Genomic DNA, 13,309 nt, shown 5'->3' on the forward strand with positions numbered 1-13,309 from the left:
GGGCGGAGACGATGTCTCCGCCCCTTCATCACGTCCGGCCGTAAATTCGCGTTGATCAAGGGAAGACTCACCATCTCAGGTGTCCGATATGCGGCGAGTCTTCCCTTGATCAACGCGAATTTACGGGGGTTACCGCGTCGCGGGGCGGACTGAGTTGCGGATGACGACGTGGGTGCCGAGCATTACCTGCTGCCTCGACGGGGCTCCGGTGCTCTTCGCCAGGGCCAGGCGGACCGCCGTGCGGCCCAGCTCGTCCAGGGGGACGTGGACGGAGTTGAGGGCCGGCCACAGGTCCTGGGCGAAGGGCGAGTCGTCGTAGCCGATGATCGAAACGTCCTCGGGGCAGCGCAGGCCCGCCGCCCGCAGCTCCATCAGGGCACCGGCCGCCATCTGGTCGTTGGCGGCGAAGATCGCCGTGAACGCCGTCCTGCCCGCGAGCAGCTCCCGGACGTGTCGGCGGCCCTCCTCGTGGCTCATCCAGCCGTGCCGGATCAGCGCGGGGTCGATCGGCGCCCCGAAGGCGGCCATCGCCCGGCGGTAGCCGTCGATCCGCTCGTCGGAGGTGGTGAGGCCGGGCTCGCCCGCGAGCATCGCGATCCGCCGGTGACCGCCGGAGAGCAGCTGGCTCGTCGCGGCGAAGGCGCCGCCGGCGTTGTCGTACTCCACCGAGATCGCCGGGAAATCGGGGCCCAGCGACGGGCGGCCGCAGAGGACCAGCCGGGTGCCCGCGTCCTCGAGGCCCTGGGCGTAGCGGTACATCCGCTCGCGGTAGTCGGCGTTCTCTACCACGCCGCCGACGAGGATCACGGCGTCGGCCTGCTGCTCGCGCATGAGTTTGATGACCTCGAGCTCGCGGTCCGGGTCGCCGTGGGTGGTGCAGACGAGGCAGAGCCGGTGCGCCTCCGTCGCCTGCTCCTCGACACCGGCGGCGATCCGGGCGTAGAAGGGCGAGACGACCTCCCGGACGACGAGGGCGACGACCTTGGAGGTGGTGCCGGAGAGTGCTCGGGCGTGCGCGTTGACGACGTAGTCGAGCTCGCGGACCGCCCGCTGCACCCTGGTACGCGTGGCGCCCGCGACCGGGTAGTCGCCGGAGAGGACCCGGGAGACCGTGGCGACCGAGACACCTGCAAGAGCCGCGACATCCCTGATCGTGGGTCGCTTCGTCATGGGTCGTGGGCTCCAGAAACAGGTTGTGTAATCGGTTTCTCGGGATCCTACGCCCGCGGGTGCGCGTTGCGGCTGTGGTCAGGCTCGACCGGTGCCTCGGTAGAGGTCCAGCTCTCCATCCAGCTCCACGGCGATGATCGTGGCGTAATCGTCGAGGTCGGCCGGGGCGGGTGCGGTGATGACCGTGACGCCGGGGACCTCGCCGTGGCCGCCGGACCCCCGGTGGGCGAGCTCGGCGCCGGAGCCGACCACCCGGACCCGCCGCACGGCATTGCGCAGCCCCCGGATCGTGACGATCTCGCGGGGGATGTCCAGGCAGGTCAGGTAGATCGTGCGCCGGTCCGCCGAGAGCGTGCTGGGCCCGTAGTGGTGCCCGGGCGGCAGCCCGGCGACCGTGCCGTAGACCGCCTCCGCGTGCTTCGCGATCCAGTCGCCCAGGCCTTCCAGGCGCTGTACCGACTCGGGCGGGATCGTGCCGTCCTCGCGCGGACCCACGTCGAGCAGCAGGTTGCCGCCCGCGCCGATCACCTCGGTGAACCAGCGGACCAGCTCCCGCACCGACTTGAAGTTGGTGTCGCGGTGCTGGAAGCCCCACGAGTCGTTGACGGTGAGGCACAGCTCCCAGGGCCCGTCCGGCGCCACGATCGGCAGCCCCTGCTCCGGGGTGGCGTAGTCGCCGTAACCGCCCATCCGTCCATTCAGGATGGTCTCGGGTGCCCACTCGGCGAGGGTGTCGCGCAGCTCGCGCATCCGCCACTGCCGCTCGCCGCGCTCCCACTCGCCGTCGAACCAGAGCAGATCCGGCCGGTACGCCGACACGAGCTCCCCGATCTGCGCCTCCCGATAGGCGAGGTACCGCTGCCAGCGAACGGGATCCGAGGTCCCGGGGGCCGCCGTGGCGAACCGGTTCCCGTCGTCCCACTCCCGGTCCGGGTCGACGAAGGGCACGCTTGCGTAGTCGGGATGCGACCAGTCCGAGTGCGAGTAGTAGAGCCCGACCCGGAGCCCGACGGCGCGCAGGGCGTCGACGTAGGGTCCGATGAGATCCCGCCCGGCCGGGGTACGCATGACCGACAGGTCCGAGACCGCGGTGTCCCAGAGGGCGAAGCCGTCGTGGTGGCGGGCGGTGAGGACGGCGTACCGGGCGCCCGCCCTGGCGAAGAGGCGGGCCCACTCGGCCGGGTCGTACTTCGCCGCGGTGAATCCGGCCGCCTGCCTCAGATAGGTCTCGTAGGGGACGTCGCCGGTGTAGAAGGACCACGACTCGGCCACCCCGTCCACGGCGTAGATCCCCCAGTGGATGAAGATGCCGAGCTTCGCGCCGGGGAACCAGGGCTGCATTGTCATGGCGTTGCCTCCGATTTCTGGACTCTGCGGCGGGCACGAAGAAGGCGGGGCGCCCGCGATGGACGCCCCGCCCTTCCTACTTACCGTGCGAATTACGAGAGCGGCGGGTACGCGTTCTGCATGAGCTGCTGGAACTGCGCCGAGAACCAGGCACCGGAGATCGGGGCGCCCGAGAGCGCACCGGTCATGCTGTTGCCGTTGCGCTCGTTACCCGTGTAGGTCGGGTCACACATCCGGTCGAAGCCCTTGCCCTCGTTGTTCGGGATGAGGGAGCTGGAGCCGTCGGACTCGCCCGGAGGCTTCACCCAGACGTAGGCGTCGATGCCGGTCGCCGGTGCGGCCGTGGGACGCTCGCCGAGGCCGGCGCCCGCCTGGTTGCACCAGTTACCGGCGTGGATACGCCGGTCGATGCGGCCACCGTTGACGAACGCGTCGACGCTGGTCGTCGGGCCGGGGCCCGTCGGACGGGCGGAGCCGCCCCAGCCGTTACGCGAGGTGTCGATCAGCATGCCGATGTTGGCGTTGAAGCCGGTCTGGACCAGCTTGGTGCGGAACGCCTGCGCGAACGAGAGCTCGTCGACGTAGAAGTTCCAGTCGACCCACTTGGCCTGGCGGACCGAGGTGCCGTTCACCGTCGAGTTGATGGTGAAGTTGGGCTCGACCAGCGCGGAGTAGTTGGCCGTGTTGGTGATGAAGCCGTGCACGTTGTTGACGTTGCCCGAGGCCACCGCGGCCTCGTACATGATCTGCGCGGACGGGCCGAAGTTGGTGTCCCAGCCGATCCAGCCGTGGTGCGCGGCGTCGATGTAGTTGTAGGTGTTGGCGAGGGCGCCGAGCTTGTTCAGGGCGTAACCGATGCCCTGGACGTAGCCGCCGTTCGCCTTCATCGTGGCGCAGGTGGCCACGTTGGTGTTGGTGACGAGGTTCGGCAGGGAGTCGATCTCGATCACGTTGATGATGCGCAGCGGGGCGTACTTCGACTGCGCCTCGATCGCGGCGATCGGGTCGATGTACTCCGCCTTGTAGCGGGCCAGGTCACCGGTGCCGAGCTCGCCGTTGGAGGCGAGCGCCGAGCAGTCGCGGCCGGGCAGGTTGTAGATGACGAACTGGACGGTCAGCGGACCGGTGCCGGCGTTGTACTGAGCCAGCGCGGCGTCGAGGTGGTCAGCGAGACCCATCGAGCCGTTCGAGCTGCTGCCCGAGGTCCCCGCGATGGCGGCGATCCGGTCCAGCCACACCGCGGTCGGGGTGTTGGCGATCCGGCTTCCACCGGTTTCGGCCTGCGCCTTCGCCTTCCACTCCGGGTTGACGTAGCCACGGGCACCCGCGTACGGGTTGTCCACGCGACCGACGATGTCGTTGTCCGCCTCGGTGATGTTGACCGACGCGCTGGTGTAACCGCTGGCGGTGGCCGCGATCGTGGCCGTGCCGTTGGTCTGGTCGCTGTCCTCGGCCGCAGCGATCGACGCGTTGACGCCGGTGCTCCAGTTGGCCGAGGTCAGGGTGACCGACGCCGGTGCGGTGATGCTCGTGTCACCGGTCCGGGCCAGCGCCACCGTCACGTTGGCCGTGGGGGCCGCGCTCAGCTTGACGTTGACCGTGCCGGTGCCGCCCTCGGCGACGACCAGGCTGGTCGGCGTCAGGATGATCGACTTGACGCTGGTGCTCGGGCTCGTCGACGGCGAGGCCGAAGCCGAGGGAGACGCCGACGCCGAGGCCGACGGGGAGGTCGACCCGCTCGGGGTGACACCGCCGGTGCAGATGACACCGTTGAGCTTGAACTGCGCCGGGACCGGGTTGCTCGTGGTCCAGGTGCCGTTGAAGCCGAGGCCCGTGCTGGCGCCGGTGCCGAGGTTGCCGTTCCACGAGAGGTTCGTGACGGTCACGTTCTGGCCGGACTGCGACCAGTTGCCGCTCCAGCCCGATCCGACGGCCTGGCCGGCCACCGGGAAGGTCCAGGTGAGGGTCCAGCCGGAGATCGGGTCACCGAGGTTGGTCACGGTGACGTTGGTGGACGATCCTCCGGGCCACTGGCTGGAGATCGTGTAATCGACGCGGCAGCCAGCGGCGGCGCTGGCCGAGGTGGCCACGCTGACTACCATGGTGGTGCCGAGCGCCACCGCTGTCGCGGCGACCAGCGCCCGACGCAGCGGTGACTGCGCGATACCACGCAGGGGGGTGAATCTCATCGGGTGCTCCTCGTTGAGATTTTGTCACGGTCCGTGGAGTGGGCTGTGACGCATCCGTGGGGGGTGAATTGACCGCCATCATGTCATGGGAACGCTCCCACCGCAACAGTCTGGAAACGTTGGCGCAACTCCCGGCAAATGTCGGTTGTGGAGCTCAACCGAGCAGGCCAGCGGCCCTGCCGATGAGTCCACAGCCGAGCGCGATGACCAATCCGGCCGTGACGGAGGGGTGTGTCGCCGTCAACCGCGACATCCATCGCCGCCCAGCCCAGCGGTCCCGCAGACGCAAAATCACCAGTCCGGCGACGGTGAGTGTCATCGCCATCCCGAGGCCGTAGGCGAGAACCAGAAACACACCGAATCCCGTTCGCCCCAGACCCACCGCGCCGAGCAGAACGACGAGCGCCGAAGGGCTCGGCACGAGCCCGCCCGCGATCCCCATCCCGGCCAGTCCCCACCCGCCGTGCCGATGCCCGCCGTGGCCGTGTCCGCCATGGGTGTGGTCGGCTCCATGTCCGTGGCCGTGTCCATGGTTGTGGCCGTGGACATGCTGGTGTCCGTCGTGGCCGTGCTCGTGACCTGCCGGATCATGATGAGGTCCGATGTGGGCATGATCGTCGCGGTGCTGCCCCTGCCCGCCGTGCGTATGCGCGAGCATCGGGTCGCCGTGGTCGGTCCCCCGGCTGCGGCGGTGCCGCAGCGCTCCCAGCAGCATGCCGCCACCGACGAGGATCACCAGCGCTCCGCTGGCGATCCCCAACCAGCCGAGCAACGACTCACCGCTGAGACTCGCGGTCGTGGTCAGCAACAACCCCACGATGAGTACGCCACCGGTGTGCGTCGCCGTCACCGTGAGGCCGACGGCGAGCGCGTCCCTCGGCCGGCCCGCCCGGCCCGCCAGGTAGACCGCCATCACGGTCTTGCCGTGGCCCGGCAGCGCGGCGTGCCCGGCACCGAGCGCGAGGGCGAGCAGCACAGCCAGCACTCCGACCAGCGGCGTGATCCCGTCGGACCCCACCACGTCCCGCAACCAGATCTCGGCCCCCCACAGCCCGGCACTCTCCATCGCCGACGACGCCCCCGCCGCCCCGGCGCCTCCCGCAGCCCCGGCGCCTCCCGCAGCCCCGGCGGCGGTTCCGTCACCACCGCCCGCCCCCTGCCACGTTTTGCTGCAAAGCGTGGCATCGGACCCCTGCGGAGACCCCGTTCTGCTGCAAAACGTGGCGGGGGTGGCCGTGAAGGTGGCTGCTCGCATGTCGAGCGGGGAGGTGAGCAGGTCGCGGGGGTAGTCGCGCAGTTCGTCGCTGACCGAACGGCTCGGCGGGGCACCCGCGCCGAGCGCCACCCCGTCACCGGTGGCGGTCAGCTCCCGCCAGCCCACCCGATCGGCGAAGACCCCGTCGGCGATCCGGACCTCGGCCACCGACCTCAACCGGGCTGGTGCCGTGAACCCGCAGGTCAGCAGACTTGTCTCCAGCCCGGCCGCGCCCGGGTGATAGGCGAGGGACGCCGTCGACAGCGTCCAGCGCAGCGGCTCGCCCGCCACGGTGACGGCGAGGTCGGTGGCGAGGGCCGCGCAGGGCCGCCTACCGGTGGTGTCCATCGTGGACTTCGCTTGCAACGTCGGCAGCTCGGCGAAGTCGACGATGACACGCAGGTCCACCCGCTCGGGGTGCAGTTCCAGGGCGGCGAGATGGTTGATCGAGAAGTTGCCGAGCGGGTGCGCGCTCGCGGCGGCGGCCGGGCCGAGCAGCACCAGGGCGACACCGGCGAGCAGACCACCCAGGATCACGGACATCACCCGCCCACGCCGCCCGTCCCCTGCGCGCCGGCCAGGCACGCCGCGCAGCCTGGCCAGCCCCCAAGATCGCCGCAACTCTTGAAGAGTTGGTGCTAAGGGGGCAGCGCCGCCAGCGGCCACGTGGCGGGCGATCGGTTTCATGACAGGCTCCGTTCGATGGCGGTCAGGTGCGTGGCGTAGGTGGCGCTGCGGTTGCCGAGCGCCGTCGCGCGGCGGGCGAAGGTGAGTGCCGTGCGGTCGTCGCCCGCGAGGTGCAGCGCCCAGCCGAGGACATCGGCCACGTCGGCGTGCTGGCGTCGCTGCCACTCGCGACGGGCCAGGCGTACGGCGTCGGCCGGTTGCCGCCGGGCGATCGCGAGCTCGGCGGCGGTCAGGTCGTCGGCACCGCCACCGGCCGCGAAGAGCTTCAACGCCGCCTCGGCCAGGTCGAGCTGGGCCGCCGCCTCGGAGGGGCGACCGGCGTCGTGCAGGCGGTGGGCGTACTCGATGAGGAGGGTGGGGGTCGGTGCCGCCTGGACCAGCGACGCCCACTCCGTGAGCGAACCGCTGACCCGGGCCCGGCCGTGCCGCAGGCCGATCAGGGTGGGCTGGGCGGCGAGCCCGAGGCCGTATTCGCGGGCGGCCGTGACGGTGTCGCCGGTGTTCCAGGCGAGATCGCCGAGCTGCTGGCGGACATAGGCCTGCTCGGCGGGGCCGGTCGCGTCGGCGAGGGCCCGGCGCCACAGGTCGCCCGCCTCGTCGACCCGCCCGTGCTGCTCCAGGTCATAGGCGGCCCTCGCATAGGCGGGCAGCCCCGGCCGCAGGTCCAGCATCCGCTGCACCGCGTCGGTCGCCGCAGCCGCGTTGCCGAGCTGCGTCTCCGCATCGGCGAGCACCCCGGCAGCCTCCGCGGACCAGGCGTTGGCGGCGAGCGCCGTGCGGGCGAGGGTCCGGGCCGCGCCGAAGTCGTGGCGGGCGTTGGCGAGCGCGCCCAGGCCGGTGAGCGCCTCCGGATTGCCCGGACGCAGCCGGGCGGACTCGGCGAAGGCGCCCTCGGCCCGGGCATAGAAGCCGGGATCGACGGTGATCCGCGCCCGCTCCAGGTAGGCCATCCCCAGCGCGGCCCAGGTCTGCCAGTCGCCGGGCAGGTCGCGCAGCCGCCCCTGCATCCGGGTGATCGAGGCTTCGAGCTGATCGTCGGCGCTGGTCAGGACCACGGTCTGCCCGGTGTCGTCCGGCGCGGTGGCGGGGCGGACGGCGAAGGCGCCCAGGGCGAGCAGCGCCGCCACCACGGTGAGGAGGAGGGGGGTGCGGCGAACCGCACCCCCGATCGACGTTCTCATGGACTGACTTCCCCCGCGGGCTTGCGGCGCATCCGCCACCACCAGCCGGCGACGAAGAGCAGCAGCAGGGCGAGCCCGCCGCCGACGGCGACGATCGCCAGCGTGTCGTCACCCGCACCCGTCGCCCCTGCGGCCGCCAGGGAAGGGGTGGCCGCAGCGGTGGACGGGCTCGGCGCGGCCGCTCCCGGTACGGCGCCACCGCCCCTGGTCAGGTGGGGCAGGGCCACGAAGGGGAAGGTCTCCCCGAACGCGGTGTCGTTGGCGTCGACCTTGTCACCGGTGGCGATCGCGTCGACGATCTTGCCGGTCTGCGCGGCGCCCATCAGCGCCTGCAGCCCGATGTCGACGACGTCGTCGGTGAGCCGCCGACCGTTGGGGAAGCCCTGCAGGTCACCCGCGATGACGCCGAGCCGGTTGGGCGTCGCGGCCTGCGGGACGGAGAGGTTGAGGCGCAGTTCCTCGGCCGGCTGGAACTTCTTCGGATCGACATCGGCGTTGTTGAGCTGCGAGTTGAGGTCCGCCTTGATCGGACCGTTCGCCTTCGTTGTGATGCCGGTCAGGAAGATCTCGACCAGGTCGTTACGCGGTGCCGCCGGTGCCGGCACGTTGTAGATCGCCTGGATGAGCTTGGGTACCTCGGGATCGGTCACCCGGGCCACGACCGCCGGGATCTTGGCGTCCTTGTCGGGGCTGATCGAGTTGAAGGCGTCCTTCAACCCGGCCGGTACGACCACCTCGTTGACGAGCGGGTTGCCCAGGCGCGACACCTGCACCCGGTCCTTGCCGACCGGCGCCGCCTTGCCGGAGACGCGGACGCGGGCCCGGTCGGTGGTGCTCCAGACACCGATGACGGGATTGCGGCTCGCATCGGCCTTCAGCGCCACGTCCTTGAACGGCACCTCCAGCACGATCGTGTTGACGTTGTAGCCCGCGAGGGTGTCCCGGCCGACCTCGCTCAGGTCGCCGCCGTAGAGCAGGTCGAAGACCCGCAGGTCCAGGAAGAACGGGTCGTCCGCCTGCCCGGCGAAGATCCGCCAGCCGCCCGGCAGCTTGATCGCCGCCTGATCGCGCAGGACCTTGTAGTCGGGCATCGAGGCCTTGCCCACCCGCGACGGCGCCACCGGGGTCTCGGTGCTGCGTACCTTGAAGGGCTCGCCGTTGAACGACGACTCCAGCGTGTAGGTCTGCCTGAAGAGCAGGTTCTCGTCGTCGAGCGAGGTCACCGGCCCGTTGGCGTAGAGGAAGGTGCCGTTGCCGCGCTTGTCGACGTTCTCGAAGGTCCACCGGAAGACGGCGTCCGCCTTGGCGTCCCCGTCGTTGTCGACATTGATGTTGTAGACGGCGTCGGTGGCGAAGGGGTAGAAGTTGGGGCCGCCGTCGGGGTCCTCGAACGGCACCCAGTTGGCCACGAAGGTGACGTAGCCGGGGCGGTCGGGGCTGACGAAGGCGTAGAGGTCGGTGTTGTCGGCCGCGGGGTCGGCGGCGATCAACGGTGCCTCACGGTGGCTGGACGCGACTGCGCCCGAGGGGCCGAGCCCGTGCCACGCGGCGAGAAGGAGCACGCCGCTCAGCGCGGTCAGGGCCACCGCTCTGCGTCGGATCATTGGTCGTTCCTCCCAGTGTTCGCGGCCGCGAGGGGCGCGTCCGCACGAGCACTTCGACACGGTGACGGCCCTGGATGTGCGCTTGTCGGCCTTCGGTCACCCACCCATCCACACGGTGAACGGCATCGAATGCTCTACTCGGGACGGCCGGTGGGACAGCGCGATGGCCACCGGCGCGGATACGATCGCGCTCATGGGGGAGCCGTTTCCGGTGCTGGAAGAGCAGATCCTCGCGCCCGCACCGAGATCGCGGCTCGGCGTACGCAGACGAGACCTCGATGACCTGCCCGTCCGTCGACCCGGCACGACGCTGGTGTTCGATGTGGACGGTGCCTACCGGGTGCGTCCGGTGCACGGACCGCTGCGGCCGAACGAGCACCACGTCGTCGTGGCGACCGCCGTCGCGCTCGTCGACATGCGGCCCAGGACCGTCGAGGTCGAGTTCCCGGTCGCCTCGCCCGATCCGGCCGCCGACTTCTCCGCCCGGATCAGCTTCCTCTGCCGGGTCCTGGACGCCGCAGCCGTCGCGCAGCAGGGCCTGAGCGACCTCGCACCGCTGCTCCTCGGCCATCTCGGCCAGGATCAGCGGATGCGCTGGCTCGCCACCGAGTTCGACGCCACCCGGATGCCCGAGGCGGCCCGGCAGGTGCACCGCCGCATCATCGCGCAGCTCGCGCTGGCACCACCCGACATCCCGGGCCTCGCGATCCAGGTGGTCCAGGTCGAGATTCGCATGGAAGGGACCGGCCTGTGACGACGACCGACGACCCCACTCCCGCTCCCCCGCCGGCACTCGCGCCCGCACCGGGCGGACCGGCACCGATGCCCGGCCGGTGGAACGTCGGGCGGCTCTTCCGCCGCTTCGCCGGGGTCGACGAGCAGCTCCTCGCCTGGGTGCCGCAGGAGCGCCCCCGCTACACCGGGCTCGGCGGCGCGGTCCTCACCACCGCCACGCTCGCCTTCTTCTCGATGTCGTTCGCCGTCTCGCAGGCCCTCGACATCGACAGCCCGCTGGTCATGCTGCCCGCGCTGGTCTGGTTCGTGCTGATCCTCAACTTCGACCGCTGGCTCGTCGCCACCCCGCTCGGACCCGACCTGCGCCGCCGCCTGCCCACGCTGCTGCTGCGCATCACGATGGCGGTCTTCTTCGGCATCGTCATCGCCGAGCCGCTCGTGCTGCGCGTCTTCGAGACCGCCGTCGAGCAGCAGGTCCGTGACGACCGGACGCAGGCGGTCGCCGACTACCGCAGCAGGCTGGAGACGTGCAACCCGCTGCCGCCCGTCGCGAAGGCGCCCGCCGGGTGCGACGGCTACCTCGTCCCGGTCTCCAAGGACCTCCAGGCGATGCGCGACGAGCTGGCGTCCAAGAGCGCGCTCGCCGCGACGCAGAAGGCCGAGGTCGCCGACTTCGACAAGGCCCTGGCCGTCCTGCGGGAGAACGAGCGCCGCGAGTGCGCGGGAGTCTCCGGCAACGGGCTCACCGGCCGGTATGGCTACGGTCCCAACTGTCGCCGGTTGAAGGCCGAGGCCGACGCCTACGAGAAGAACCACCAGGTGCCGCTGCGCCACCAGCAGCTCTCCGCCCTCGACGCCACGGTCGTCAGCCTCACCACGAAGATCAGTGATGCGACGGCGTCCTGGGGGCAGACCCGGGGCGCCTTCATCGAGGGACAGGTCGCCGAGAAGCGCGACCACCAGCGCGGCATCGGCCTGCTGGAGCGGATGGAGGCGCTGCACAAGCTCGGCGAGCAGCACTCCAGCCTGGGCCTGGGCATCTGGGCGGTCCGGCTGCTGTTCATCCTGGTCGACTGCGCGCCCGCGCTGGTCAAGTTCACCGGCGGTGCCACGACCTACGACCGGCTCTACGCCCGGCGCCTCGCGGTCGGCGAGCAGAACTTCGAGGCGGCGGCGGGCGCCGAGGCCGACGGCTCGCGGGCCTGGTCGCAGCGGCGGCGCAGCGAGCTCGCCGTCGACGACGTCCGCCACTCCGCCGGGCTGCTCTCGCAGCGCGACGGGATCGTCGAGGACCTGGAGCAGCGCTGGTCCCGGCCGGGCTCAACCCCGTCGCAGCGCCCATAGCGCGACCTCGGTCCGCGAGGCCGAACCGGTCTTGCGGAGCAGGTTGGAGACGTGCACGGCGACGGTCTTGACGGAGATGTCCAGCGAGCGGGCGACCTGCTTGTTGGACATCCCGGCGGCGAGGCAGGCGAGCACCTCCTCCTCCCGCCCGGTCAGGTCCGCCCCGGCCGAGGTGAAGAGCGTCTCGGCCGACTCCGACAGCGGTGCCGCGTCGAGGCTCAGGTGGGCCGGGAGCGGCTCGGTGACGAGCGCCTGCGGTTCGTGTCCCCGTACGGCGGCGAGCAGCTCCATCAGCCAGTAGGGGTTGCCGTTGGTCCGCGACCAGACCGCCTCGGCGAGCTCCGGCGTCACACCGTCGCCGAACCGGTCGTCGAGGAACTCCGCCACCTCGGCCACGCTGAGCCGGCCCAGGTGCTGCCGGATCGCACCGGGGGCACCGGCGAGCCGGGCGACCGTCCGCGCCACCAGCGGATGCTCCGGTGGACGGCTCGTGATCAGCAGCAGCGCGGGCAGGCCCGGCTCGTCGGCGAGCTCACCGAGCAGGTTGAGGCTGGCCGGGTCGAGGGCGTGCAGGTCCTCCACGACGAGGCAGGCCGGTCCGGTGCCGATCAGGGCCCGGACCGTCCGCACGGCGATCCGCAGCAGGGCGCCGGGGGCGTAGCGGACCGCGGGCGCGTCGGGGTGCTGGGCAAGCCAGGCGAGCCCGTCCGGCGGCAGGGAGGCGTCGTGGACGTCCCGGCGGCTCAGCACGGCGGCGAGCCAGTCGTAGGGCGCCGGATCGTGCAGCCTGGCCGTCCCGGCGAGCACCGGCACGGGCGCGGGGGTGAAGGAGTGCAGCGCCTCGCGTACCAGTCGGCTCTTGCCGATGCCCGACGCGCCGGTGATGACCGCGACACTGGGCCCGGCCTGGACCGACGTCACGCGGGACCAGGCCCGGGTGAGCTCGGCGAGCTCCCCGCGCCGGCCGATGAGGGCTGTCGGTGTCACCGGCTAACAATAGGCAGAACTGCCTAGAGACAATTCGACGGTCGACAGGGCAGGCTATGGACCATGAGCCTGATCCTGCATTCCGTGGCCGTGACCGACCCTGGTCTGATTCGGCCAAATAATGAGGACTCGGCACATGCCGGACCGCACCTGATCGCCGTCGCGGACGGCATCGGCGGGCAGCCCTCGGGTGAGGTCGCAAGTCAGATCGTCATCGCCGCCCTGGCGAAGGTCGAGACCATGGTCAACAACGAGGACCCGTTGACCCTGATGCGAGCCGCCATCGACGCCGCCAACCAGCGGATCCGGCAGGTGGCCGAGACCGATCGGGCGACCGACGGCATGGGCACGACGGTGAGTGCCCTCTTCCTGCGCGAGGAGCGCCTGGCGATCCTGCATGTCGGCGACTCCCGCGCCTACCGGTTGCGCGACGAGAAGCTTGAGCAGCTCACGAGGGACGACACCTACGTGCAGTCGCTCGTCGACCAGGGCCTGCTCCCCCGCGAGGAGGCCCGGCACCACCCGCAGCGTTCGCTGATCACGCAGGCGGTGCAGGGCGGTCACTTCGAGCCGACGGTCGCGATCATCGACGTGCGGGTCGGCGACCGGTTCCTGATCTGCAGCGACGGACTCTCGGACATCGTCACCGACCAGGCGATCACCGAGGTGCTCGCCGCCCATCCGCGGCTGCGCCTGTGCGCCGACCGGCTGATCAAGCTCGCGCTCCAGGCGGGCGCACCGGACAACGTCACGGTCGTCGTCGCCGACGCAGTCACCGCCTGACCCAACCACAAGATCGCCGCAACTCTT

At 71.1% G+C, this 13,309-nt stretch carries 10 protein-coding genes; 3 read left to right on the top strand and 7 right to left on the bottom strand.

Annotation, left to right across the window (positions count from 1 at the left end):
• Window positions 1-129: 129 nt before the first annotated feature.
• The 6 genes from F4553_RS14625 to F4553_RS14650 form a co-directional block, all read right to left on the bottom strand.
• Window positions 130-1,170: a LacI family DNA-binding transcriptional regulator gene (locus F4553_RS14625; protein WP_184836314.1), complete on the bottom strand. Its 1,041-nt coding sequence runs from the start codon at window positions 1,168-1,170 to the stop codon at window positions 130-132.
• Between the two features lie 78 nt (window positions 1,171-1,248).
• On the bottom strand, window positions 1,249-2,517 hold the full coding sequence (locus tag F4553_RS14630) for an alpha-L-fucosidase (protein ID WP_184836316.1): 1,269 nt from the start codon (window positions 2,515-2,517) through the stop codon (window positions 1,249-1,251).
• A 92-nt stretch (window positions 2,518-2,609) separates the two neighbouring features.
• Window positions 2,610-4,706: a glycoside hydrolase family 6 protein gene (locus F4553_RS14635; RefSeq protein ID WP_281395012.1), complete on the bottom strand. Its 2,097-nt coding sequence runs from the start codon at window positions 4,704-4,706 to the stop codon at window positions 2,610-2,612.
• 154 nt (window positions 4,707-4,860) lie between these two features.
• The gene (locus F4553_RS14640; RefSeq protein WP_184836318.1) at window positions 4,861-6,498 is read right to left on the bottom strand and encodes a nickel/cobalt transporter; all 1,638 of its coding nucleotides are present in this window, start codon (window positions 6,496-6,498) and stop codon (window positions 4,861-4,863) included.
• Between the two features lie 146 nt (window positions 6,499-6,644).
• Window positions 6,645-7,829: a tetratricopeptide repeat protein gene (locus F4553_RS14645; protein ID WP_184836320.1), complete on the bottom strand. Its 1,185-nt coding sequence runs from the start codon at window positions 7,827-7,829 to the stop codon at window positions 6,645-6,647.
• Complete coding sequence (locus tag F4553_RS14650; RefSeq protein WP_184836322.1) at window positions 7,826-9,433, bottom strand: DUF4331 domain-containing protein; 1,608 nt, start codon at window positions 9,431-9,433, stop codon at window positions 7,826-7,828. Before F4553_RS14650 ends, F4553_RS14645 begins: the two co-directional genes overlap by 4 nt.
• Window positions 9,434-9,626: 193 nt before the next feature.
• On the opposite strand from F4553_RS14650, the gene F4553_RS14655 reads away from it, so the two are divergent.
• Complete coding sequence (locus F4553_RS14655; RefSeq protein ID WP_184836324.1) at window positions 9,627-10,187, top strand: hypothetical protein; 561 nt, start codon at window positions 9,627-9,629, stop codon at window positions 10,185-10,187.
• Window positions 10,184-11,512 carry a DUF4407 domain-containing protein gene (locus F4553_RS14660; RefSeq protein ID WP_184836326.1) on the top strand — a complete coding sequence of 443 codons (1,329 nt, stop codon included), beginning with the start codon at window positions 10,184-10,186 and terminating at the stop codon, window positions 11,510-11,512. The genes F4553_RS14655 and F4553_RS14660 overlap by 4 nt, the downstream gene beginning before the upstream one ends.
• On the opposite strand, the gene F4553_RS42430 is transcribed toward F4553_RS14660, so the two are convergent.
• Complete coding sequence (locus tag F4553_RS42430; protein WP_184836328.1) at window positions 11,489-12,499, bottom strand: AAA family ATPase; 1,011 nt, start codon at window positions 12,497-12,499, stop codon at window positions 11,489-11,491. The genes F4553_RS14660 and F4553_RS42430 overlap by 24 nt on opposite strands.
• A 63-nt stretch (window positions 12,500-12,562) precedes the next feature.
• Here F4553_RS42430 and F4553_RS14670 point away from each other — a divergent pair, with 63 nt between their 5' ends.
• On the top strand, window positions 12,563-13,282 hold the full coding sequence (locus tag F4553_RS14670; RefSeq protein WP_184836330.1) for a PP2C family protein-serine/threonine phosphatase: 720 nt from the start codon (window positions 12,563-12,565) through the stop codon (window positions 13,280-13,282).
• Window positions 13,283-13,309: the final 27 nt, after the last annotated feature.

The sequence above is a fragment of the Allocatelliglobosispora scoriae genome, from assembly GCF_014204945.1.
Lineage (GTDB): Bacteria > Actinomycetota > Actinomycetes > Mycobacteriales > Micromonosporaceae > Allocatelliglobosispora > Allocatelliglobosispora scoriae.